The sequence below is a fragment of the Chryseobacterium sp. RR2-3-20 genome (genome assembly GCF_017808115.1).
In the GTDB taxonomy this organism is placed as follows: domain Bacteria; phylum Bacteroidota; class Bacteroidia; order Flavobacteriales; family Weeksellaceae; genus Chryseobacterium; species Chryseobacterium oryzae.
The window spans coordinates 1-24,116 of sequence record NZ_JADQBD010000037.1 but is presented as its reverse complement, the minus strand read 5'-3'; the positions used below and the strand labels follow the sequence as shown (position 1 = coordinate 24,116).

The window sequence follows — 24,116 nt, the reverse complement described above, 5'->3', positions numbered from 1 at the left end:
TAATTCAATGATAAGCGAAAAATCAAGCTTTTGAAAAACTAAAATCATGCCAACTGCCTATTTATAGAGATTTTAGCATTTTATGGATTCTTATTTTTTGAATTATTAAATCCTTAATTTTATATGAAGTTTTTATTGATATACGGTTAAGCTTATATACTTGGTAATATAATTTTAAATATGTTGATTTTTAATGATTTAATAATGGTTTTTAGAAAGTGTGTATTTTTAATTTTAATATGTATTTCTTCAATATTATTGGTTAAATTTGCATCATGTTAATCGAAGTTTTCAAATCTAAAATTCACAGGGTTAGGGTTACGGCTTCAGACCTTAATTATATTGGGAGTATTACTATAGACGAAGAGCTTATTGAGGCTGCAGGTTTAGTTGTAGGTGAAAGAGTTTATATTGTAAATGTTAATAACGGTGAGCGTTTCGATACGTATGTTATTAAAGGGAAAAGAAAATCGGGTGAAGTCTGTCTTAATGGTCCCGCTGCAAGAAAAGTACAGCGAGATGATGTTATCATTATTATTGCTTATGCACAGATGACTCCTGAAGAGGCAAAAGATTTTCAGCCAAAAATAGTGTTTCCAGACGAAAAAACTAACCTTCTGACCTGATACAATGGAGCGTAAACAATCTAACAAGACAGTAAAATCTTTTATAACAGTCATTATTTCGCTTGCTTTTGCAGGCTTTTTTTTATGGCTTGCTTTAAAAGGACTGGATTTTAAAGTGATTAAAAAATCTCTTGCAAAAGCGAATTATATTTGGGTAGCTTTTGCTGCGGTATTTGCCATTTTGGCATATTGGTTTCGTGCTATTCGTTGGAATTTATTGTTGGAACCGATGGGGCATAAGATATCTAATTCTAATTCGTTATGGTCTTTGTCTTTTGGTTATTTGATGAATTTAACCATTCCCAGAAGTGGAGAACTGGCAAGAGCAACAGCATTATATGGTGTAGAAAAAGTTCCTGTTGATAAGTCTTTTGGGACGATTATCCTTGAAAGAGTGGTAGATTTGGCTTGTATGGTTGTGTTTTTGGGACTTACGCTTATTTTTAAATTCGACGCGATATTATCTTTTTATGATTTTGTAGTGGAAAATAAGAATGAGAAAGATGTTTTTGAGCCAAACTATTTCGAACGGCAATTAATGAATATTGGAATTGTGAATTTCGATAATTTTTATTTCTATTTGCAAATCGCATTGTTACTGATTTTTTTAATATGTATTTTCATTTTTTACAAATATAAAAAGGAAGCTTTAATTAAGATTGGGAAAGGAATTCTTCAAGGTTTAATGTCTATTTTCAAATTAAAAGAAAAAGGTAAGTTTATTCTATATACAATAGGGATTTGGGTGTCTTATTATTTTGCAGCATATCTTGTTTGTTTTTCGTTACCCGAAACTTCCGATTTTAGTATTGCGGATGGCTTTTTTATTATCGTTGTGGGAACTCTTGGGATGATTATTCCTGCAAGTGGAGGGATTGGAGCTTTTAATCTTGCTATGAAATTTGGTTTTATGGCGTTATTTCTTTCTATGGGAAAAAGTGCCGAACTAGGTGGTGAAATGGGATTAATTTATTCTTTTATTTCGCTTCCGCTACAAATTGTTGTGATGCTTGTAATGGGGCTTATTTCAATTCCGATGTTGGCAAAAGAGCGTGCTAAAATTAACCAATAAATAAACTGAAAATTAATAATAAAAAAATCCCGTAAAGAATCAACTTTACGGGATTTTAATTTCTTTAAAAGTATTTTATTTACTTATTTTTTGGTTTTTCAACACCAATCCAAGCTTCACCTTCTCTTTTTACTTGACTTAAAGTAAAGTTTTCGAAGTCATCGGTTTTGTATTCGATGTTGTCTTTGTTTTCCTCGAAAGGCATAATGTAAAAGAAATCTTTATCTGTTTTATCAGATTTTGAACCTTTCTTCACTGTTGGCATAAATTTTTTCTGAAATTTATACTTAGGAAGATATTGTTTCAATGAAGCATAGAATTGCTTATTATCTTTTTCATTCGGAATGATATCAACAATCTTATACTTATCTTTTTTCTTGTCTACCCAAAGGTAATAGTTGGTTTCTTCTCCTGTTTTTTTATTCAAGGAAGCGAAACCGAAAAATTCTTTAGGAACAAGTTGTTTTATTCTCTCGGCATCTACCTTAGTGAAATATTCTCCTTGCGAAGGATCTACGTAAGTTTCAAGGTTGTAAAGAAGAATTTCGTTATTCTGGAAATTTTTATTTTTGAAATACTGATCTAAGGATAATTCTGCAGTTCTTCTAAGTTCTTTACCTCTTTCGTCTAATTTTTTGGTAGGATTTTGAGGGTTAACTTTTTTCACAAATTCATACAAAACCACAGGTTTTACATCTGCAAGATGTGGAAAAGTTTTTAGTTGTTCTGCTTTTACAAGCCAATAATATTGCTGGTAATAATCGTCTTTCTCAGCAGGTTTTACATTTTTATAAGTAAGGGCAAGTTTTTTTGAATTAAGATATTTTCCGTATTTACCTTGTCCGAAAGCGAAGCTTACCGATAGTAGAGCAAATATAATAGTAATGTTTCTTTTCATTTTTACGAATAAAGATTTTTATTTTTCAAATATAATTATTTATTAGATAATAAGTTTAATTGTTAGTTAAAATATCAGAAAATTATTGATTTTATTCAATAAAAAATCCTGTAAAACTACAGGATTAATAAAAAAATGTTTTTTAATATGAAGTTTCGTGTACTTTTACAGCTCTTCCGCTTGGGTCGTTCATTTTCTTAAAGGCTTCGTCCCATTCTAATGCAATGGGTGTGGAGCACGCTACAGAAGGAACCGATGGAACTGTTGCAGCAGCGGTTTCACTTGGGAAGTGTTCTTCGAAAATAGTTCTGTAACGGTATTCTTCTTTGTTTTGAGGGGTGTTTAAAGGAAATCTGAATTTCGCATTTGCCATCATTTCATCCGTTACATATTTTTCTGCAATATCTTTTAGAGTATCAATCCAGGAGTAGCCGACGCCATCTGAAAACTGTTCTTTCTGTCTCCATGCAATAGATTCGGGCAAAAGGTCTTCAAAAGCTTTTCTTAATACCCATTTTTCAATTTTGCCTTCCTCTTTTTTAATCATTTTGTCTTCTGGATTTACGTTCATGGCAATATCCATAAATTCTTTATCCAAAAACGGTACTCTTCCTTCAATCCCCCAACTCATTAAGGCTTTATTAGCTCTTAAACAATCGTAAAGATGCAATTTTCCCAGTTTTCTCACAGTTTCGTCATGAAACTCTTTTGCATTCGGAGCTTTGTGGAAATAAAGATATCCTCCAAATAATTCGTCAGAACCTTCGCCAGAAAGCACCATTTTAATTCCCATAGATTTGATGACTCTTGCTAAAAGATACATCGGAGTAGAAGCACGAATCGTGGTAACATCGTAAGTTTCCAAATGATAAATTACATCGCGAATAGCATCCAAACCTTCCTGTACCGTAAAATTAACTTCATGGTGTACAGATCCAATATGTTCGGCTGCTTTTTTTGCCGCCGCTAAATCTGGTGAACCTACCAAACCAACTGCAAAACTGTGTAATCTCGGATACCAAGCTTCCTGCGTATCACCGCTTTCTATTCTTTGTCTCGCAAATTTTGCAGTAACTGCCGATATAATTGAAGAATCTAATCCTCCGGAAAGTAAAACTCCATAAGGAACATCGCTCATTAATTGTCTGTGTACAGCATCTTCTAAGCCTTTTCTTATAGCATTGATGTCGGTTTTGTTTTCTTTTACGGCATCAAAATTTTCCCAATCTCTTTTATACCATTGTTGAAATTGAGGTCCTTCCGGACTGTAAACCAGATGTCCGGGTAGAAAAGTTTCTATTTTTTTGCAGATTCCTTCCAAAGCTTTCAGTTCGGAGGCGATATAATAATTTCCATCTCTGTCCCAACCGTGATAAAGCGGGCAAATTCCCATGTGGTCTCTTGCGATGAGATATTCGTTTTTTTCAATATCATAAAGGGAAAAAGCAAAAATCCCGTTCAGTTTTTCCACGAAATTTTTACCATATTTTTCGTAAAGTGCCAAGATAACTTCACAATCCGACTGTGTTTGAAATTCGTAATCAGGAAATTCTTTTTTGAGTTCTCTGTGGTTGTAAATTTCACCATTTACCGCCAAAACTTTTTTACCATCTTTAGAAAAAAGAGGTTGTTTACCGGAAGTGGGATCTACGATTGCCAATCTTTCGTGAGAAAAAACAACTTTATCGTTTTGAAAAACTCCACTCCAATCCGGGCCGCGATGACGGATTTTTTTAGACATCTCAAGAATCTGAGGTCTTAGTATTTCTGTTGACTGCTTTGCATCAAATAAACAAACAATTCCACACATATATTATTATTTGAAAGCAAAACTATTAATATGATTTATAATTTAAAATGAAAACTTTCAAAAACTTTAAAATTTTAATTAAATATAGGTTTATTGTTTATTTAATTAATGAAAAATATAATTCGAACGGTTTTTCATTAATTTTTTTCACGAACACTTTGTCAAATTGATGTTAGTGAAGGAAAATCTAATTTTTTCTTAAAAAAAGTATAAAATTTTAGAAAAAATAAAGTGTGGGATTGACTGACAATTTTTTTTTCACTTACTTTGCTACTCGAAATAATTTTTTTTCATCATTTGTGTTTTTACCTCCTTGTAATAATATTGCAAGGAGGTTTTGTTTTTACTCGCTTCCTAAAAGAACTCCCGAAACATTCCATGCACTGAAACTTGTTCCTTCTGGTTTTCCCTGAGGGATTTTAACCTGAATAGTGTGTTTCCCGGCTTTTAAGTTGCCCAGAGAAATAAATTCCGGATTGGTAATTGTTCCAGGGCACCAGTTAGAACGACTTAGATCTGATGATGATAGTCCGTCGGGAAAATTTCCCGAAGCGGGATTGTAAAGCCTGTACGAACCACAATCTGTCCTCCATGGCGTGAAAGAAAAAGAAAGTTTGCCATCCAAATAAATCGAATTAATTTTTGGGATGAATTCGTCGCCGTTTTCCCAACCTCCATGACCGGTGGTAATGTATCTAAGCTGAGTATTTTTTAAATCTTTTCCAAATTAAATTCAACGAAAATGCCTTTATCATTATCGAACATTGTCGCATAATCTTGTCCTGCCATTTCCATAATATTTGTGGTGTTGAAAAGCGGTATTGCTTTATTGTTTCGGTGAATTAGCTGATCGCTGTGGTGAATGGTTATATCTAGGCTAACTTTATGTCCGCCTTTATCGTAATTTCCGATAAAAGTTCCTATCCAAAGCTCTTTTTCGGAAAGTGAAGGCTTTAATTCTGTGATATCCTGACGAAACGGACTTACGGTTTGCCAAATTTTGTCTTTCAGCTGAATATGATTGAATTTATTTATTCCGAACGAAGTAAAAAACCGCATTAATTCTACTGTTGGTAGATAATTATTGGTGGAAACTACACCGTAATACTGTTTTCCATTTCCGTTTTCATATAAAGGAAGGGTTTTTATTCCGTTTTCCAGTCCGTTAAAAAAAGATTGCGATTTTTCCTGAGGAATAAAAAAAACAGTTCCTGTTCTGTCGTAAGCGTCGCCATTAGACTGTTGCTTCAGTTCTACAAAAATATTGTCTCCGGCTTCTATTTTTGGGAATTTAATTTTTTTCAGAATAACAGTTCCGTTGGCGAATCTTTTTATTTTCTCATCAGATTTAGATTCATCCGAGAAATTAATAATTTCATTTTCAAAAACAGATAAAGTAGTAAATCTGCTTTTCCATAACAAATCACGATAGCTTAGCAAATCTGTTTTTACGGGTTCTTTGCTGAGGATTTTTTCAATTCCTGAGTTTTTAATCTTTTTTAATGAAATAGCGGTAGTTGCAGAATTTCCGTTTCTTTCAATCTGAAGAACCAAACCAAGCTTTTGTCCAAGACTTGAGGGACCGCCACTTATTTTCAAATCGTTGGTAAACCAAACTTCTATGGTATTAGAATTTATTTTTGTTATGGCTTTTTTGCAGTTGTAACCTAGGATTTTTTTAGTCTGATTGGTAATTTCGAATGTTTGCTTATCAACAGACTCTGCATCCGATGTGGAAATAATTTCATCCGGCTTCAAAAAAGCATAAGAAAAAATGGTGTTAGAGGGTTTTTCAATTTTACTTATTTCAAAAGGGTAGTCGCTTTTCTGCTCTTTAATTTTTGAATTTAAAATAAAGTTTTCTTTTTCATTGGCATACACCATAAGCGGATCCTGATTGGGCTGAACTTTCCCGTTGTATGAACTTTCATATCTTATTTCGAAGGTCTGGGAATAATTCAGAACAGAAATAAAAATACAAATACTGAAAATAAAAGATTTTAACATATTATAAATTATTGAGATCGTACAATATATATTAGAAACTTGCCTTTACCTGCATACTTCCTATGTGAATGGTTCTGTCGCCAGAATTTCTTCCTTCATAGTTCAGGTTAAGCTGTAAGAAAGAATTAATTGCCTGCTGAACAAATACGCTCCAGACTTGGTTTTTTCCGGGTTTTAAACCATCAAGCATTTGGTTTCCTACAATGGTGAAATTATTACCGGTAAAATCATTATTAATAAAAGAAAAATTCCCACGAATAGAGGTTTTCTTGCGTTCCCACTGTATTGTTCCTGTAATGTCGAAAGCTTTAAGCATTTCTTCGCCATCCATTCTCTTTTTTTCTCGGTATGCCGAAGAAAATTCTGCCTGAATGGCATCTGTAAAGCGATATGTTGCTTTAGGTTTGGTTTCGAAATTATTGAGGCGGTAATCTCTCGTAGCAAAAAGTTGCGATGAATTTTGAATGTCGTGAATAGAATTTTCCCAGTCGATTCTGAATTCTTTATTGAACCAATAGCCTAAATTCACAAAATGAGAGGTTTGATTTCTTTCTTCATTGCTGAAATTGGCATTCAGGAGATTATCGTTGGAGATGAAGCGGTAATTCCCGTTCCAGCCCGACTGGTCGGTTGGGTTAAACTGGGCAGACATAAGAATGTTCTGGTTTTTAAGAATCAGATTTTCTCCGGTTTCGAAAGGGTTTAAAACCAAAACTTTATCTTTTTTATAGAATGAATTTTGAGAATTTAAAGAAACATTAAAATTCCAGCGCTTTAAAAATTTGTTTTCAGAACTGAAAACCACCGATGGATTAACGAATAATGCAAGCTGCAATTTATTTTTATTCGACGGAATATATCTTACCGAATTGGTGTACACTCTAATATATTGTGCTAAATCTGAATATTCTGCAATTTCAAACTCGTCGAGCTGTTGTACGCCATCGCCGTTATAATCGGTCCATTTGTAAACGCCCTGTCCATCGGTAACTTTAATGTACTGAAATTCCCGCTGTGCTTCTTGCCCATTTCCAAGCTCGTAAAATGCCTGCAAACGCATTCCGTTTTTGAAAAGCTGCTGATTGTATAAAATGTTTCCTACAACAAAATCTTTATTTTGATTTAGATCTACATCATCATTTTTATAGAAAAATTTTCTGTAATGTAGCAAAGCATTTAATGTAGTTTTTTCAGTTTTAATAATCTGGCTTTCTGCCATAAAACCTAAAATACGGTTCATGTTCTGTAATCTGTTATCCCGAACAGAATCATTGTCTCTCACATACATTTTAGCCAAAAGCTTTGTTCTAACACTGTCTCCAACTTTTTTCTGTACAAAAAGCTCTTTCCAGCTGAAACTCGTAACATCCATCAACTGGCTGTCGTTAAATTTCTTTTCGTTATGTTCCATGCTTCCGCCTAAAGCCCAGCTGCCTTTTTCTCCGGTAAATTCTGTTCCGGCTCCGGATCGGATGAATTTCGTGTTCTGAAGTGTTGCTTTGGTATCTAAGTAAGAAAAGTTTCCTTTGGTGGTGAATTTTCCTTTAATCCAGCCAAAATCCAAATCGTTTTTAATTCCTTTGTAAGAATCTCGTTCATCAAGATAATTTACTCTGTAATTAAGGACAGATTTGTTATTCCATTTATTTAAAAAACTGAAAATAAAACGATTTTGAGTGATATTGTTGAATTCTTTGGCTAAGTTGAAATCTCTGGAGAATTCTACATCATTAATACGGTCTAAAATATGGAATTGCTTGTCTATATATTGATATTCAAAACTTGGAGTTCCTTTCCAACTGTTTTTCGTAAATGTTTTATTCCCGAAAATTCTTGCAGCATAGCCAATATTCTGGTCAGAATCCTTAGAAGAAAACAAATTGAGATCGTAATTGCTTAAAGAAACATCTGCTCCAATTTTACCGTCTTTCAATAAATATTCAGAATTAACAGTATAAACCTGTGCTTTTTGTGGTGAAGGTAATTTTCTTACCGCTCTGTAGTCTCCCATGTTGGGACCTACATATTCGAAAACTCTACCGTTATTGGTAGTCTGCTTCAGTCGGTAATCACCAAGATTGGCGCCGAAGTACGTGAAAGAAACCTGATAAAGAGTTTGAGCCGGATCGGTAGAAAACTGGTAGTAACTTCCGCTCGGGTTCTGAACCAAACTGTACAGTATTTTATTTACATTATATTCTGCCACCACACCAGACGGAGCGTACATTAAATTCGGGTCGTTTCCGGCATTGGCGAGAATTTGTTCATCTTCTTTGGATAAATTTAAAGCTAAGGGAGCGTTTTTGTTGTCATTTTCCATGAACCAATTCAGTCCTATTCTGAATTTCTCTCTTTGATGTTCTAATTTTCCGGTAAATAAATATCTGGAATAATTTCTATTGGCGTAATTGAAAGAAATTGTGATGAAATTTTGCTGGAAAATAGGTCTGAAACTCGTAAAAGTAACTTCTCCTGTATTGTAATTGATGACGTAGTCTTGGTTTTCTCCTCGTTTCATTAAAATCCCGTCTATGAAAACCTGTTCAGAGCCGGAAATTAAGGTGATGAATTGTTCGCCGTTTTTACCTGTAAGGCGGTATGGCCCTTGGTTTCCTTCAATTCCCTGAAAACGAATTCTGTGAAATTCACTTCGTGCAACACCTGCCGAAATGTCTACAAAAGTTTTATTGTCTGTTCCAAACTGTGTCTGAAACTGAAGTCCCATGCTTCTTCTCTGGTATTTTGAAAAATAATTTTTAGTTTCAGCCAAATCTAAATGTCCTGCTCTAAGAATAGATTTTTCTTTAATGTTAAGCTGCATATAAATTCTGTCGAATTCTTCAAGAGTTTGAGTATATCCATCCGCCTGAATCGGTAAATTGTGATCTGAAATACTTGCAAGAACTGTTACATCTTTCGAAAGTCTTCCGGAGATCTGTAAATCCATAGAACTTTGTACAGACTGTCCCTGGTTGTTCCCAAAAGTAATTCCTCTAATAATGGAACCTTTAGAATTGAGCTCACCCAAAAATCTTTTAGAATTGTTTTTTGCCAATACAGCTTCATCTACAATAATTCTGTTGCTGGTTTTTACAAAATCCATAGTGTCTTTTGCAAAAAGATCTCTTTCTAGCCTTAAAGCGATAATGCTGTCTTTTTTTATACTGTCTTGAAGGATATTGGGATTTTTCCACGTAAAAATTTGGGCGTTATAAGATGATAAGCCCATGAAAAACAATAAGAATATCAGAATATAATTCCTCAAATCTGTAAAATAATTGGTAAAAATAACTAAAAATTGTGAACAGTAAAGGTTTTAGCGTTATTAACAGAAATTTAACCTCATTTTTGCGTAAAATGAAAAAATAGCATTATTTTTGCTGTATAAATTATCAATATAAAAATTTTACTTATGAAAAAGATCTTTACAATTTTAGGAATTGTTGCAGTTGCAGGAGTTGCAAATGCACAAAATTTAATTACTAATTCAGGATTTGAAAATGGATTAACGGGATGGTCTGCAACGAATCCAGGTTCAGGAGCTGCTTATTTTTTACCTGCAATTACTACAACGGATCCTCATGCAGGAAGTAATGCTGTAGAATATGTGTCTCCAGCAGCTACTACAGGATTTGAACAAAATATTTCTGTTACTCCTGGTACAACTTACACAATTTCATTCTGGTATAAAGCAACAGGAGATAATACAGATGCTAGAATTTGGGCTAACTATTTTGATTCTGCTAATACTATAATTTATCAAAATTCTAATACAAGTTCTGATCCTTTAAGAGGACCAAATAACGGATATTTACCAACAAGTGCTGTATGGAGTCAATATACTACAACAGTAACTTCACCTTCATCTGTAGCATCATTACGTTTGCAAGTTCGTGCTTATAGTGGATCTAATGTATCTTTTGACGATTTTTCTGTTACAACAGGAAATTTATCTGTAACAGATTTTTCTAAGTCCAAGTATAGCTTAGTGAAAAATACAGTTGTTAAAGAAGATATATTTTTTGGGAAGGACATAAACGATGTTAAAATTTATAATATGCTTGGGCAAGTATTAAAAACAACTTCTGTTAAAGCTAACGAAACTGTAAATGTTGCAGATTTGCCTAAAGGTAGCTACCTAGTAACAGGAACTGTAAATAACCAGCCAGTTTCTCAGAAAATTTTGAAAGATTAATATATTATATATTTAATAGCAAAGCCACTTCATACGAAGTGGTTTTTTTATGATTTTAAATCATTAAGTTTTCATGTATAATGTAATATTTATGTGTAAAATATAAATATTTGGTATTATTTTTGGATTTTTTATGACAATCACCAAAATATATTGTTATGAAAAAAGTATTTACTTTTATCGGACTTGTTTCGATGACTGCATTTTCTAATGCACAGATTGTTATTAATGAAATTTACACTGGGGGTGGTATTCTTGGAGCAGCCATTACCCACGATTTCATAGAACTGAAGAACATTGGTTCCACATCAGCTTCACTGAATGGTGCTACAATTCAGTATGCATCATCTAACGGCAGTTTTACTCAATACAATAATCTTCCTAATATTACTTTAGCGGCAGGACAAACCTATTAAATTCAGCACGGAACAGATGGTTTTGGAGGAATCATTAATTTGCTCAATCCTAATCTTATTGTAACTGCTTTACTAAACTTCGATGGATCTGCACAGGTTGGAGTAGGAGTGGGGCTTGCCTTTACTTCTGGCAAAGTGGCTTTGGCGAATAATAACACTCAAGTTTCTGGGCCTACTTCTGCAAATGTCTTAGATTTTGTAGGATATGGTTTGGCAAATCAATTTGAGGGAGCGGGTGCTGCACCATCTCCAACAATTTTAAATTCTATTACCAGAGTAAACGGAGATACCAACAATAATAATGTAGATTTTACAATAACTCTACCAACACCACAATCATCAGGAAATTTAGCGGTAACCGATTTACAAAGCACAGTGCACAAGTATAAATTTGTACAAAACACCTTCGTTAAAGAAGATGGAATTATTTTTGAAACAGAAGTAAAAGATATTAAGATTTATACCCTTTCCGGTCAATTAATCAGAACTTCTGAAAGCAAATATGCTAAATATCTAAATGTGTCAGATATTCAAAAAGGAAATTACATCATTACGGCTACAATAGATAATCAGCCGGTATCTCAGAAAATTATTAAAAATTAAGGGGTTAAATAACTAAGTATCATTCAACAGCAGTCGAAAGATTGCTGTTTTTTAATACCATCCTCTCCTAGCTGCATTAATAATGGTGCTTAAATTCAGGATTAAAGTATATCGTATTCTTTTTCCATAATCCTTGAAAGCGGGTTCGAATCCTAAAGAAGACTGTACGGGTAAAAATATTTCAAGGAAATCGGGTATAAGCCGAACTTTTACACCACTGTCCCAAATGAATTGTGTAGACTGATTTTTGTTTTTGTAAAGCCCTGCATCTGCGTAAATATGAAAAATTTTCCAAACACTTGAATCTACATTAAAAGAAGTAATCCACTGATTTACACTTCCCGGAATAAAAGATTTAAAACCTCCGTCTGCCAAAATAAACTGCTGAGACAATATCCCACCGGTTGCACTTTGTCCCAAAAGATTATATGAAAATGAATAATCTGAAACTCGGGATATCCCATAATCGAAAATATTGTTTCTGGTTTCATTTCTGGCAAAATACCCTCCAAAAAGTCTCAAACTCAACTTTTGTCTTGGTGCAAATTCCCATCGGTATAATGCTTCAGCGGTAATTTTATTGTAATCTTCCATTCCCTGAGTACTGATGCTGAAACTTTTTTCATGAATCATCTGGTTGTCGGTAAACCCATAACCAACCGTCCAGAGATTATATTTAGCATAATCATTTTGAGCAATCATTTGAGGATTGAGATCACGTTGAAAATAGGTGTAGGAAATCCCTAATCCACGACTGACTGTACTTCTAGGGTTTTTTCTGAAGCTAATATTGGTGTACAAAGAATTTTTCTGATATGCTAAATCATAATCGTAATGAAAATAAGAGCCTGAAACTCCAAAAGTAAGTCTTTGGATCACACTTTCGGCAGGTAAAAACGAGTAGGAAATAGCTCCGGAACCCGTAAGTTTCCCTGTTCCTGTACTGTAAGACGGAGTTATAGAATACAGAAATTTCTGATCGAATAATGACTGGTTTTTGAAGTTCATCCCGATAAGAAACTTATCATAAGTATTGGTGAAACGAATTCTCGGGTTGAGATAAATTTCATTAAACTCCGGATTTGGAATGTCTTTTATCAGCTTAAATTTAATTTTCTTGGCATTAGAAAAAATCCCTTTTGTATAAAGGAAATTATCTCTGTAATTAGCCTCAGGGAAAATATAATCGTTGTTCAAAGTAATTTTGTAAACATCTTCCACAGGAATTTGTACGGTTTTCTGGCGTTCATTTTTTTCTGTATCTACCCAATAAGATGCTCTTTTGCCTTCTTTTGTCTGTGCTTCGAGCTTTACAGGAATATTTTCGTCTGTGTTTTTTGCAATTTTCACATTCAGAAAATCGTTTTTGGTTCTGAAATTTTTTAATCTAAAATTAACCCGTTGTTTTTTGCTGATATAATGTTTAAGATATTCCGAAGAAGCATCTTTTTCCGATAGTTTTTCTAAAAAATCGTGAGGATTTACTTCATTGTTCGCATTCTCTGCAATATAGTCTTTAATGAGTGTGTTGAATTTTTCTGCACCCATCTTATCTGCCGAATAACTGAACAATGTTCCAGTCTCGAAACTACTTATTGCCATATCATTGAAATTGCTGAGAGCAGAAAAAGGTTCATTAATTTTCTGATCCAGATTCTGAGTCATAATGTACTGGTAGGCTAATCCGTAACGATCGAGTAATTTTACTTTAGATGCATGAAATAGTTTTAAAGGCTTTACTCCAAAGATTTTAGTTTCCGGAAGTTGTCCCAACAGTTTTGCATCACTGTAGAATTTTTTAAGATACTGTATCTCCAGATAAGATTTTAATCCGTTTTTAAACCAATGGTTTTCCTCTTTATCTGTAATGATTTTTTCGTCGATAATTTTTTTGCTGATAATCCCAAAATAATCCAAATCTGCATTTTCCGCATCCGAAAATAGTTTGAATCTGAATTTCCAGAACTGGATATCGTTATTTCCGAAAAAATCTTCTTTTGCTCTGAATTTATCAGAAATAAAAAGTTTTTCAGGAATGCTTCCTATTCTTTCTTTAATGAATTTCAACTGTAATGGAAGGTAAAATTCAAGATTTTGAATTTCCTGTGAACTTACCGGATAACCAAACTGTATTTCGGTTTTTACATCATCAGAATTTATGGTAACAGATGGGTAATTATTTTTGCTGAAAAGAAATTCAGGGTCAGAATTCAAATATCCGCTAAAAGAATCAGGCTCGTTCTTTGGAAGATTACTTTGAATGTTGTAAACTTCTTTGGTGTTAAATTTTACCGCCCAGTAGGTTTTAAAATTTACGGATTCCTCAATATCACGGTAGTTTCGTTTTACCATGTTCGAGTCATCAAAATGATCAGGTACAATGAAAAAATACTTCAATGCAGTATCTTGTGGAGAAGTCCCGTATCCTGTAAATTTTCTGTCTGGTAATTGAAGTTGGTATTTAAGCTCTAATTTTATCTGCTGTCCAGGATGAAGAGCTTCTTTCAGTTTCAGGAAAAGATTTTCATCAGTTACCTCATTTTGAATCGTTATTGAATGCTTATCATCGCTTATTTCGAGATGTAAAACTTTACCAAGTTCTTCTTTTTTAGCGAAATGTAAGTTGTAATTACGGTCTTCAAGTTTGCGGTAAACAAGGGTTGTTCCTCGCTTATTGTAGGCAGAAATCCAGTTGAGAAGTTTAATGGTGTTAAGATCTTTGTCGGAATGATTGTAATAAACAATTTGCTGACTTACATCAATGGTTTTTCTGTCCGGAGAAAGTTCCGCATTTATAGATATACTGTCTTTTTGTGCATGAAATTGCACAATTCCAAAAAACAGGAAAATACTTACACCAAATTTTTTCAATACTCTGATAAAGCATCAAATATAATGTATTTTAATGCAAAAAAAATATTTTTTAAAACAGTAATACTGTTAAAATATAAAAGTATTTCACAAAAAAATCCTGAAATTTGAATGATATTGCAATTCAAATTTCAGGAAATAATAGGTGTAATTATTTTTTACAAAGAAGTGAGATAGGCATTCCAACCTGCACTTTTATATAAAGACGCTGCCTGTTCTGGGTTTTCAGATTTATAAATTCCTCTTCCTACGATGATAAAATCTGTATATAGGGTTTTAAATACATGTTCCGGAGTATTGTATTGCTGCCCTTTTCCGTCACCGGAATCTGCGAGGTTTACTCCGGGAGTGAAAAGCAGAATTTCTTCAGGAATAGGATTTTGAGAAACTCCGCCAATTACGTTTGGATGAGAAAGAGCGATTTTCAGGGCTTCTTCACGGTAATTGTTGGATGTTAACGTACCTTTGGAAGACATTCCTATAATGGCAACTACGCCCACATTTTTGAAACAATCTAAAGATTCGAAACCTCCAATAACCTGAGAAGTTACAAAATCTGCCCAGTCGGTAATTCTGAAAACTCCGCTTGTAAACTGCAATTCCTGAGTATTTCCTATATCTGCAAATTTTCGGTCTTCCATTAATAGAAATTTATGTTTTGAAGCTATTTCTTTTAATGGGATAATGGTATTTTGGTAATCGAAATCCGAAATAATGTCGATGTGAGTTTTTAATGCAATAATGTGTGGTCCTACTTTTTCTGCGAGTTCCAAAAGTTCTTGCGTAGTGGTAACATCTGCCGAAGCAATGAGATTAGATTCTTTTGCTAATGCCGTTTCTAATAATTTTTTTGAAACAGAATGTTGTGCCTGCTCAAATTTCTGCTGATAAGAAAGTCTCTTTTTTTCTTCAAACTGAATATGATTTCCTTTTAAGAAATCGTTAATTCTCTGAACTTCTGCATCGCTAAGATCTCCATTTTCTTGAAGAATTTCGCAAACTTCAGAAATATTGAAAAGTGTATGAACGCGGTATCCTTTGCTTTCCAAAAGTTGTTTTCCTCCCTGTTCTCGGTCTAAAACCACAACTATATCTGCTACTTTTATATCTTCCTGCTCGATTTCGGCAATGGTTTCTATCAAAGATTTTCCGGAGGTGATAACGTCTTCTACCAAAAGGCAATTCTGTCCTTTCTGGTAAATTCCCTCAATCATTTTTTTGGTACCGTATTCTTTGGCTTCTTTTCTTTTAATAATTAACGGAATGTAGCTTTCCAAAGACATCGCAGTTGCCATCGGAAGTGCAGCATAAGGAACTCCGCAGATGAGGTCGAAGTTATCCAAAGGAAGCATATCCAAAAGATAGTTGGCAAGATTTTTAAGGATTTTAGGATCGGATGCGAGTGGTCTTAAGTCTACATAAAAAGGGCTTTCAATACCGCTTTTCAGGGTGAATCTTCCAAATTTGATGATGCCAAGTTTGTAGCATTCCAAAAAGAATTCTTTTTTACTTTCCATTATTTTTTATTAGATATTGCAAATTTAATGATTTGTGATGAAAAGGTAGTGCCGAATTCATGATAAACAAAAAACCATCACTCGGATGGTTTTATTTATTTTACAATTTCTGCCTCTATTATTTGTGCATTGCCATATTTTCTTTCGGTTTCCCAAAGAAGAAATTTATCTACTTCTTTCATTAGTTTTGGTATGGTAAAAGATAAAACAGCCAAATCGTCCAAAACCCCTACAACAGGAATGAAAAAATCTGGAATTAAATCTATGGGAGAAAGTACATATAAAATCCCTAAAAGCGGAAGAATCATATCCATCGATTTTGCAGGATAAACGCCTTTTCTCCATAACTTAACCATTCTGAAAATATCGGGGATTTTTTTCAGAAATCCTTTGTGGCTTATGGCCTCTTTAGCAATTGTGATTTTAGAATATTTCATTTTTGTGTTTGTTTTTATAACTTCAACGTAATAGAATTTTCAAATTGCGTACCAATGCATTATTAAAATTCCGTTAAAATTATTATTTGATAATATTATCTATGAATTGATGTATAGATTCTGTATTCCAATCAGTATAAGCATCTTCTTTAAGGAGAATTCTCCCGTTTTGATCCAATAAAAATGTAGTAGGAAAAGCTTTGGGAAGTACTTTCTCCGAAATTGGGCTTTGTGCGATATATACAGGAACGGTATAATTATTTTCTTTAAGAAACTTACGCACTTTAGCTTCATCATCTTTCATCGCAATAAGCACAAAGTTGAGGTGGTCTTTTCTGCCGTCATACAATTTCTGAATAGTAGGCCATTCTTTAACACATGGAGGACACCAGGTTCCCCAAAAATTAAGAAAAAGAGGTTTATCTTTAAAATTTTTGAGGTTTGTGCTTGGAACATTTATTCCCTGTAGCTCTATATCGTAATCTTCATTGCTGATGTGAACTGCATTTTCAATCGTGGCAACCGGCAAAAACTGGTCTTTCAAAAAGTTTCTTATACCCGGAACCAAAGCAATAACAGCGACAACAGCGAGAATAAGGATGTATATGAAGTTTTTTTTCATTTCTTAAAATTCAATTTAAATAATTGAAAATCAAAGTGTAATATAAAATTAAATATAAAATAATAATTTCAAAAACCTGATTTTCAACCCACTACAATATTAATCATTTTGAAAGATAACTGCAAAAGAAATAGCAGTATTTCCTTTAATAGCGATAAAAATCTACAAAAGAATATTTTATGGAGCTTGTTGATGAGCAACCGCAAAATTTACCATCGCATTACTGATCTCTTCAAGTTCTGTTTTATCTGTCGTGCTGAATCCGTGAGTTCCTTTTTTAATAATGATTAAACTATTTTCTGTTTTAGATTTTTCAAGCATTCTTCTCAGTCGTTTAGAATGGCTCAAAGGGGCAATTTTATCTTTGTTCCCATGAATCATCAATGTAGGAACTGTATTTTCTGAATACAAGAGTGGTGAAATGTCTTTACAAATCTCTATCACTTCTTTTTTGTTTTCTTTGGCATCAAAACCGGTTATTCCCTTAATCAGTTTTCCCCTAATTTCAATTATTTTTTTTGAAATTAATCCCACTGTAAAAAGTAACGGCTGTGGTGCACGTGTGTGAAGCAGCCTGTTCATATCGGTAGGTCCAAAATTATCAATAACATAATTTACTCGTGCGGAATATTTCGATAGGGTAGAATCGCCGACAAACTTGTTATCATTAGTATAAGCACTTAAAAGTGCAAGATGTGCTCCTGCAGAATCTCCCCACATCCCGATATTATTAGAATCTAAATGATATTGGTCTGAATTTTTTCTTACCCAACGCACTGCATCTTTGGTATCCTGTATTGGTGCATTAAAATGAATTTCCTTAGTTACAAGCCGATAATTGATACTGATTACTGCAAAATTCTGATCTAAAAGCTTTGAAATAGTATTTTCAATAAAATTATCTCCATAAATCAGTTTGCTGCCTTCTACCCACGCTCCTCCATGAACATATATTACTACAGGTAACTTCTTAGTGTCAGTATTTTTGGGAGTGTAGATATCCAACAAAATTTTGTTATTGTTTTCATCGGTTTTATAGGCAATGTTTTCTTCAACATTCGCTTTTTCAAACAGAATGGTTGTTTTCTTTTTTTGTGAAAATGCTAGAGTCGAAAATACTGAGAAAATTAGGACAAAAAAATAAGTGAAAAGCCGTCTATTGGGCAAAATTGATTTCATAATTGAGGGAATAAACGCAATTCTCACTGCAAATTCTGTGCAAAAAGTGGATGTTTCTTCTAAAATGTTTTCATTTAAGAAATGGGAGATAATTGGCCTTTTTCCAATAAATCAAAATGAAATCTAATGTTTGCAATATTTTTCCAAGTCGCATATTTAAATAATACAAAACCTAAGAGCATCCCAAATGTATTAAGAAAAACATCATCAATATCGGCAACTCCTCGCCCTGAGAAATACTGTAAAGACTCAATTATACTAATGGCAACAAGGAAAAAAATGGTGATGGGCAAAAATCTGTTAAACTTCTTTATGCACAATCCTAACCACCCGAACGGACTGAACAAAAATATGTTTCCAAAAATATTAATGATAAAATCCTGATTATCTATATTGTTATTTTCGAAAAAATTCTGAATTGTTATAAAAGGTTTATGCTGAAAATAGGCGATTTCAGAAGGTTCTCTTCCCGATGCATAAAACATCATATACAACAAAACAATCGTGTAAACTGTTATAAAAACTGCAAAGTATTTTTTCATAGGTTTCCTTTTAAGGGATTAGTAATAAAAAAAATCCAGCTATTAGTTTTTGGTCTTTGCTTCTATAACACAATTACCTTACCTTTATTCTGTACGTTACAATAGTTTATATTTTTTTAGAACTATTTAACATAATATCAGATTTGAGGTTTTAAGTTTTTTTAAGTTTTGATATTATTTATCTCTAAACTGTCTATTGATTGAAGAATTATCGGTCTATTGTATCAGTACATCATTTTTCTCATCTGTGAAGGTCTCATGCCTGTTAATTCTAAAAAAGCATTGCTAAAAGCGGTAATGGTTTCATAACCGCAGGAATTGGCAATTTCTTCTATAGAACTGTCGTGGTGTTTTTGCAGAAGATTGATGGACTGAATAATTCTATAGGTTTTAAGATATTGTAAAAAAGAAGTTTTCAGTTCCTTTTTAAATAATCTGCTGAATGACCGTTCACTCATGTTGAAATTATCAGAAAGTTCATTCAGCGTAAGATGAGCATTAAATCTGGAGTGGATGTACTCGGTTATTTTTTCGATTTTAGGATGTTCCGAAGTGGGTAATTGTAATTTTACAGGTTTTTCGCTAGTTAAAGCCAATAAATCATGCAGCGAAAATAAAGTATGGGCATAAGGTTCAGAAAAATCTACAAATTCGTTATTCCATCGTTCAGAGAATTTAATCAGTTCAATAATCAGTTTGTTGGCGGGAAATATTCTAAGATTCTGATAAAAATCTGAACCTGATTTTTTAAAGTAAAATGAGTGAAGTTGGGTAGCATGATGAGAAACCTTCAAACGGTGCGGCGTATTTGCCGGAATCCATAAAAAATGCATTGCCGGAACCACAAGATATTCATTTTCAATAGTTACATACGCAGTTCCTCCTTCTACAAAGCTTAATTGATCTTTGTGATGCGAATGCAAATCATAATCGCGTTCAAACCTTTCATGAATAATAAAAACGTCTTTCGGTGATGTGTCAATCTGTTCAAGAATATCAAATAATTTCATATTCAAAAATAAAAATAATTTTGGCTGATTTGGATAAAAATCAGTCTATTTTATATAAAATGACAAAAGTGCTAACGTTATAACTTTGCATCTTTAAAAGTGAATAGTAAATGATCCGTACAAAAGAGAAGTTTTTTTTAGGGTTAGTGCTTCTTAATTTTCAGATTTCCGTACATGCACAGACAGCAGGTTTAAGTCTTAACCAGTTGCTTAGCGGTGTAGAAGAACACAGTAAAGAAATCGCTCTGGAAAAGCTTAAAATTCAGATTTCTGAGGCGAAAACCAAACAGGCTAAAAGCAATCAGTTGCCTAATTTAAGTGTTTTTGGTTCTGTAGATAAAGCCTCGAATATGTTGGTTTACGAAAATGGGATTTTTAACAAACCAGAGCATCACGATGTAATTCATACGCTGTATAATACGGGTGCCAATCTTTATTTGAATATTTTCGATGGTTTTAAAACTAAAAACGAGATTAAGTTAGCGCAGATTTTATCTGAAATTTCTGTTACCGACAAAGAGAAACTGATAAGTGCAACCAAACTTAAGGCAATACATCTTTTTATAGATCTTTATTTGCAGCGACAGTGGAAAGTTACGATGGAAGAAGATATTCATGATAAAGAAAGTCAGCTTACAGAAATAAAAAACCTGTACAAAGCCGGAATTATTCTTGAAAGTGATGTTCTTCGTGCCGAACTCGAACTCAGCAAAAGAAAAATGACCTTAACGGAAATTGATAACGGTATTATTGTGTTGCAGCAACAGATTAATGTTTTGATGGGAAATGACGATAAAACTGTACTGGAACCAGAAATATCACCATCCGAAGAACAGATTCCTCCTTTTACTTTGGAAGAAACAATTGAGTTGGCGTTAAATAAAAGTTTTGATGCCGAACTTTCTCACCACCAAACACAAGCCGCCGAAATGAAACTGAAACTGAATAAAGGCAATTACTACCCGAAAGTCGGGATTACCGGGTCTTTGCAGTTTTCTAACCCGCAGATTTTTCTTTATCCCTATAATCCCAATTGGTACAGCTTAGGAATTATAGGGCTGAAAGCTTCGTACGACATCAGCAGTTTGTATCATAATAAACATAAAGTTGAAGAATCTAAAATTGAACTGAATTCGGCAAATCTTCACCATGAGTTTACAAACGATGAGATAAGAACCCGTATTTATAAAAGTTTTTATCAATATGATGAAGCAGTGAAGCACGAAAAAGTCTATGAGCAGAACCAAAAATATGCAGATGAAAATGCAAGAATTCTAAAGAATGCCTATTTTAATCAGACTGCACTTATTACCGATCTGTTGGATGCCAATTTGCAGCAGGTGAAAGCCAAATTTGAACTGGAACAGTCAAAAATGGAAATTCTGAAAAATTATTATTCCCTAAAATTCGAAACAGGAACATTATAATGAAAGTATCTCATCGTAAAAAACTTGTAAAATTTACCTCTGCAGTTGCATGGGTTTTCGTACTGATTATTGCTGTAAAAGCTTTTTTATCTATTTATACATTTTTGCATAACGAAACTACCAACGATGCGCAGGTTGTAGAATACATCAACCCCGTAATTGCCAGAGTAGGAGGATATGTAAGAGAGGTGAAGTTTAATGATTTTGATAACGTTAAAGCCGGCGATACCTTGTTTATAATCGATAGCAAAGAATACAAGCTTGATGCAAACCAGGTAGGAGCAGAACTTCAGAAACAGAATGCCAGTACGCAGGTTCTTAATCAGCAGCGGGAAACGCTGGAAGCTGAAGCTCGTGAAGCTTACCAAGCAATTGAAGCAGCAAAAATTAAAGTATGGAAAGAAAATCTTGAGTATGAAAGATACAAACAGCTTTACAGTCAGAAATCTGCAACTGCACAAAAACTGGAACAGATTGAAGCCAATCTGAATATTTATAAAAGTGATCTTTCTCAGGCAGAACAGCACTATAGAGTTGCTCAGGAAAAAGTTCAGGATCTGAATCAGGAAAAAGCAGTAATCGGTGCCGAAAAACAACGTCTGAATGAAGTAAAACAACGCCGTAATCTGGATGTAAGCTACACGGTAATAACCGCTCCTTACAACGGAAGACTTGGAAAGCGAAAAATAGAAAAAGGACAGATGATTGATGTGGGAGATCATCTATGTTATATTGTAAATGATGAAACGCCAAAATGGATTATGGCTAACTTCAAAGAAACTCAGATAGCGGAGTTTTCTGTTGGAGATTTGGTAACTATTACAGCAGATGCTTATCCGGATAAAAAATTCAAAGGAAAAATTTTGGCGTTTTCTCCGGCTACGGGTTCAAGTTTTTCTTTACTTCCGCCGGATAATGCCACAGGAAATTTTGTGAAAATTGTCCAGAGAATTCCAGTAAAGATAGAAATTTTGGATGTTGATAAAGAATGGCGTTCTAAACTTCTTTCGGGGATGAATGTTACGGTTACTGTTCCACATCATAAATAAAACAAATGGGTCTGTTTAAAAAATGGGTTCCTGCGTGGCTCGCAAAGATTATTCTTTTTGCGCTTCTGCTTCCCAATATGATTATGTTTTTTCTTCCTTTGGCAAATGAAGATGTTGCCGCAGGATATTATGGGATTGAGCCTAATGATATACAGTTTACAATTTCTCTTTATTACGCTGGTTTTGCATCTTTTTACTGTTTAGAAAGGAGGTTTTACAGTTATTTTACATCAAAACAGTATTTTATTCAGTTTCAGCTTTTTCAGTTGCTGTGCTGTTATCTTTTATTTTCATCTCAGATTTTGCTGGTGATTTTTGTGGTGCGTTTTGTTCAGGGGATGCTTTTTGCAAGTGCTGTTAATTTATATCTTTCTATGGCAACCGGTTTTATGAAATCTTTTCGGGCAAAAGAGGTTGCGTACAGCTTATTTTTCGGGATGTTATTGTGTACAAGTTCGTTCAATAATCTTATTACGGCAGATTTAATAGATCAGTATAATTTTGATATTGTGTACAAGCTGTCTATGGTCATGTTTGCAAGCAGTGTAGTGGTGGTACTCGTCTGTATATCTTCTGCCAAAGTATTTCACCGACATACCCTTATTCAGCTGGATGTGAGCAGTTTTATTTTACTGGCAATAATTTTAATAGGATTAGGATATTTAAGTGTCTACGGACAGCAGTATTACTGGTTTCAAAATTCAGAAATAATTCAGGTGGCTGTAATTATATTTTTTGCTGTATTTTTCTTTGTAATCCGTCAGTTTACTTTAAAAAGACCTTATATAGATCTTTCTATTTTTAAAGAGAAAAATTATTTGTGGGCTGCTTTGCTTCTGTTTTTTATGTATATAGAAAGGTTTTCTTTTGCCTATATGGGAAGCTTTTATAAAAATATTCTCCACATGGATCCCCGTCATATATCCTATATTTTTGTATTTAATCTTATCGGAATTATTACGGGAGTAGCTTTAGCAGCTTGGCATCAAATAAAAAAATCTAATGTAATCTGGCTTTGGATGTGTGGCTTTACGGCACTTTTAATATATCATCTCTGCATGGTACAAATGCTGGATAATGCCGGAAATGAAAGATATTATGGCATTCCGCTGTTTGCTCATGGTCTTGGGGTGGGGTTAATTATGGTTCCAACAATATTATTTGCAATTAGTATTGTTCCGTATTATTTGGCACCGTCTGCCGCTGCTTTTTGTTTGATAGTAAGGTTTTTAGGATATACGGTAAGTTCTTTCCTAACCAAATATTTTACAGTTTACAATTATAATATTCATTACAGTCGTTTTTTAGATTACATCAGCAATAATAATCAGTTTTATAACGATAAAATCAGCGGGATTAATTTATACCTGAAAAACAACGGATGGTCTAAAAAAGATATTCCGCCGGTTACGCAAAAAGTATTTAAAGTGCAGTTGGACAATCAGATTTTGCTTCGTTCTATTATGGATTACTATTCTGTAATGATCTGGCTTTCTCTAGCCGTTCTGTTTTTGCTGTTATGCTATTATATTAAAGAGAAAAAAGTGTATGTACATTTCAGACCTTTGTTACCTATTTAAGGAAGGTTTGCAATATAATTGGAAAAAATATTTATTTCGAATTTTTAATTTAAACAAAGTCGTATAACTTATTGAGGTTGTATGACTTTTTTTCTTTTATATGTATGAAAACTGGATGGAATTAAAATCATTAATCGAGCCATATTTTCAAAAAAATAATGAATATCCGTAATTTATCATAACTTTTGTATATTTGTAGTAATCAAACAATTAGATATGAATTTATTCAGTTTTTCAGCACATTTTGGGACAGAA

The 24,116-nt window shown here is 33.5% G+C and carries 20 protein-coding genes; 8 read left to right on the top strand and 12 right to left on the bottom strand.

All coding sequences use genetic code 11. The features are described from left to right. The first annotated feature begins 275 nt into the window (after positions 1 to 275). Both panD and IV513_RS09690 read left to right on the top strand, forming a co-directional pair. Positions 276 to 626, top strand: coding sequence for an aspartate 1-decarboxylase (gene panD / locus IV513_RS09695; RefSeq protein ID WP_209390375.1), 351 nt, complete (start codon positions 276 to 278; stop codon positions 624 to 626). Positions 627 to 630: 4 nt separating this feature from the next. Then, positions 631 to 1,698 carry a lysylphosphatidylglycerol synthase transmembrane domain-containing protein gene (locus tag IV513_RS09690; RefSeq protein ID WP_209390374.1) on the top strand — a complete coding sequence of 356 codons (1,068 nt, stop codon included), beginning with the start codon at positions 631 to 633 and terminating at the stop codon, positions 1,696 to 1,698. A 79-nt stretch (positions 1,699 to 1,777) separates the two neighbouring features. Here the strand turns inward: IV513_RS09690 and IV513_RS09685 are convergent, their stop codons facing one another. The 5 genes from IV513_RS09685 to IV513_RS09670 all read right to left on the bottom strand — a co-directional run bounded on the left by IV513_RS09685 (position 1,778) and on the right by IV513_RS09670 (position 9,642). Next, entirely contained in the window at positions 1,778 to 2,596 is an 819-nt protein-coding gene (locus IV513_RS09685; RefSeq protein WP_209390373.1) for a hypothetical protein, read from the bottom strand. Positions 2,597 to 2,738: 142 nt separating this feature from the next. Next, positions 2,739 to 4,406, bottom strand: a complete 1,668-nt coding sequence (asnB, locus tag IV513_RS09680) for an asparagine synthase B (protein ID WP_209390372.1) — start codon at positions 4,404 to 4,406, stop codon at positions 2,739 to 2,741. 343 nt (positions 4,407 to 4,749) lie between these two features. After that, positions 4,750 to 5,097: a peptide-N-glycosidase F-related protein gene (locus tag IV513_RS15840; protein WP_317196414.1), complete on the bottom strand. Its 348-nt coding sequence runs from the start codon at positions 5,095 to 5,097 to the stop codon at positions 4,750 to 4,752. Between the two features lie 20 nt (positions 5,098 to 5,117). Further along, entirely contained in the window at positions 5,118 to 6,413 is a 1,296-nt protein-coding gene (locus IV513_RS09675) for a GLPGLI family protein (RefSeq protein WP_245168915.1), read from the bottom strand. 31 nt (positions 6,414 to 6,444) lie between these two features. Then, a complete protein-coding gene (locus tag IV513_RS09670) occupies positions 6,445 to 9,642 on the bottom strand; it encodes a hypothetical protein (protein ID WP_209390371.1) in 3,198 nt (1,065 codons plus the stop codon). Positions 9,643 to 9,825: 183 nt separating this feature from the next. Here IV513_RS09670 and IV513_RS09665 point away from each other — a divergent pair, with 183 nt between their 5' ends. The 3 genes from IV513_RS09665 (at position 9,826) to IV513_RS09660 (ending at position 11,627) form a co-directional block, all read left to right on the top strand. Further along, entirely contained in the window at positions 9,826 to 10,608 is a 783-nt protein-coding gene (locus IV513_RS09665; RefSeq protein ID WP_209390370.1) for a T9SS type A sorting domain-containing protein, read from the top strand. 158 nt (positions 10,609 to 10,766) lie between these two features. Next, complete coding sequence (locus IV513_RS15835) at positions 10,767 to 11,024, top strand: lamin tail domain-containing protein (RefSeq protein ID WP_245168914.1); 258 nt, start codon at positions 10,767 to 10,769, stop codon at positions 11,022 to 11,024. Positions 11,025 to 11,063: 39 nt separating this feature from the next. Further along, the gene (locus tag IV513_RS09660) at positions 11,064 to 11,627 is read left to right on the top strand and encodes a T9SS type A sorting domain-containing protein (protein ID WP_245168913.1); all 564 of its coding nucleotides are present in this window, start codon (positions 11,064 to 11,066) and stop codon (positions 11,625 to 11,627) included. Between the two features lie 51 nt (positions 11,628 to 11,678). Here IV513_RS09660 and IV513_RS09655 read toward each other — a convergent pair whose 3' ends face one another. From IV513_RS09655 to IV513_RS09625, 7 genes are all read right to left on the bottom strand, one after another. Further along, positions 11,679 to 14,498: an aminopeptidase gene (locus IV513_RS09655; protein WP_245168912.1), complete on the bottom strand. Its 2,820-nt coding sequence runs from the start codon at positions 14,496 to 14,498 to the stop codon at positions 11,679 to 11,681. A 158-nt stretch (positions 14,499 to 14,656) separates the two neighbouring features. Beyond that, a complete protein-coding gene (pyrF, locus tag IV513_RS09650) occupies positions 14,657 to 16,015 on the bottom strand; it encodes an orotidine-5'-phosphate decarboxylase (protein ID WP_209390369.1) in 1,359 nt (452 codons plus the stop codon). 95 nt (positions 16,016 to 16,110) lie between these two features. Continuing rightward, positions 16,111 to 16,452 (bottom strand): YkvA family protein, encoded by a 342-nt coding sequence (locus tag IV513_RS09645; protein ID WP_209390368.1) that lies wholly within the window; start codon positions 16,450 to 16,452, stop codon positions 16,111 to 16,113. A gap of 82 nt (positions 16,453 to 16,534) precedes the next feature. Then, positions 16,535 to 17,074, bottom strand: a complete 540-nt coding sequence (locus IV513_RS09640) for a TlpA disulfide reductase family protein (protein ID WP_209390367.1) — start codon at positions 17,072 to 17,074, stop codon at positions 16,535 to 16,537. A 177-nt stretch (positions 17,075 to 17,251) separates the two neighbouring features. Continuing rightward, on the bottom strand, positions 17,252 to 18,253 hold the full coding sequence (locus IV513_RS09635; RefSeq protein ID WP_209390366.1) for an alpha/beta hydrolase: 1,002 nt from the start codon (positions 18,251 to 18,253) through the stop codon (positions 17,252 to 17,254). A 74-nt stretch (positions 18,254 to 18,327) separates the two neighbouring features. After that, entirely contained in the window at positions 18,328 to 18,795 is a 468-nt protein-coding gene (locus tag IV513_RS09630; protein WP_209390365.1) for a VanZ family protein, read from the bottom strand. A gap of 224 nt (positions 18,796 to 19,019) precedes the next feature. Then, positions 19,020 to 19,805 carry an AraC family transcriptional regulator gene (locus IV513_RS09625; RefSeq protein ID WP_209390364.1) on the bottom strand — a complete coding sequence of 262 codons (786 nt, stop codon included), beginning with the start codon at positions 19,803 to 19,805 and terminating at the stop codon, positions 19,020 to 19,022. A 110-nt stretch (positions 19,806 to 19,915) separates the two neighbouring features. Here IV513_RS09625 and IV513_RS09620 point away from each other — a divergent pair, with 110 nt between their 5' ends. The 3 genes from IV513_RS09620 to IV513_RS09610 are packed head-to-tail and all read left to right on the top strand — an operon-like array spanning position 19,916 to position 23,861. Continuing rightward, complete coding sequence (locus tag IV513_RS09620; protein ID WP_209390363.1) at positions 19,916 to 21,232, top strand: TolC family protein; 1,317 nt, start codon at positions 19,916 to 19,918, stop codon at positions 21,230 to 21,232. Continuing rightward, entirely contained in the window at positions 21,232 to 22,281 is a 1,050-nt protein-coding gene (locus IV513_RS09615; RefSeq protein ID WP_209390362.1) for an HlyD family secretion protein, read from the top strand. The genes IV513_RS09620 and IV513_RS09615 overlap by 1 nt, the downstream gene beginning before the upstream one ends. A gap of 5 nt (positions 22,282 to 22,286) precedes the next feature. Continuing rightward, positions 22,287 to 23,861 (top strand): beta-carotene 15,15'-monooxygenase, encoded by a 1,575-nt coding sequence (locus IV513_RS09610; RefSeq protein WP_209390361.1) that lies wholly within the window; start codon positions 22,287 to 22,289, stop codon positions 23,859 to 23,861. Positions 23,862 to 24,116 lie beyond the last annotated feature (255 nt).

Coding starts and splice junctions, on each gene's coding strand:
- panD (WP_209390375.1), top strand. CDS start 276: ATGTTAATCGAAGTTTTCAAATCTAAAATTCACAGGGTTAGGGTTACG.
- IV513_RS09690 (WP_209390374.1), top strand. CDS start 631: ATGGAGCGTAAACAATCTAACAAGACAGTAAAATCTTTTATAACAGTC.
- IV513_RS09645 (WP_209390368.1), bottom strand. CDS start 16,452: ATGAAATATTCTAAAATCACAATTGCTAAAGAGGCCATAAGCCACAAA.
- IV513_RS09665 (WP_209390370.1), top strand. CDS start 9,826: ATGAAAAAGATCTTTACAATTTTAGGAATTGTTGCAGTTGCAGGAGTT.
- asnB (WP_209390372.1), bottom strand. CDS start 4,406: ATGTGTGGAATTGTTTGTTTATTTGATGCAAAGCAGTCAACAGAAATA.
- IV513_RS09625 (WP_209390364.1), bottom strand. CDS start 19,805: ATGAAATTATTTGATATTCTTGAACAGATTGACACATCACCGAAAGAC.
- IV513_RS09670 (WP_209390371.1), bottom strand. CDS start 9,642: ATGGGCTTATCATCTTATAACGCCCAAATTTTTACGTGGAAAAATCCC.
- pyrF (WP_209390369.1), bottom strand. CDS start 16,015: ATGGAAAGTAAAAAAGAATTCTTTTTGGAATGCTACAAACTTGGCATC.
- IV513_RS09685 (WP_209390373.1), bottom strand. CDS start 2,596: ATGAAAAGAAACATTACTATTATATTTGCTCTACTATCGGTAAGCTTC.
- IV513_RS15835 (WP_245168914.1), top strand. CDS start 10,767: ATGAAAAAAGTATTTACTTTTATCGGACTTGTTTCGATGACTGCATTT.
- IV513_RS09630 (WP_209390365.1), bottom strand. CDS start 18,795: ATGAAAAAATACTTTGCAGTTTTTATAACAGTTTACACGATTGTTTTG.
- IV513_RS09675 (WP_245168915.1), bottom strand. CDS start 6,413: ATGTTAAAATCTTTTATTTTCAGTATTTGTATTTTTATTTCTGTTCTG.
- IV513_RS09640 (WP_209390367.1), bottom strand. CDS start 17,074: ATGAAAAAAAACTTCATATACATCCTTATTCTCGCTGTTGTCGCTGTT.
- IV513_RS09615 (WP_209390362.1), top strand. CDS start 21,232: ATGAAAGTATCTCATCGTAAAAAACTTGTAAAATTTACCTCTGCAGTT.
- IV513_RS09620 (WP_209390363.1), top strand. CDS start 19,916: ATGATCCGTACAAAAGAGAAGTTTTTTTTAGGGTTAGTGCTTCTTAAT.
- IV513_RS09610 (WP_209390361.1), top strand. CDS start 22,287: ATGGGTCTGTTTAAAAAATGGGTTCCTGCGTGGCTCGCAAAGATTATT.
- IV513_RS09635 (WP_209390366.1), bottom strand. CDS start 18,253: ATGAAATCAATTTTGCCCAATAGACGGCTTTTCACTTATTTTTTTGTC.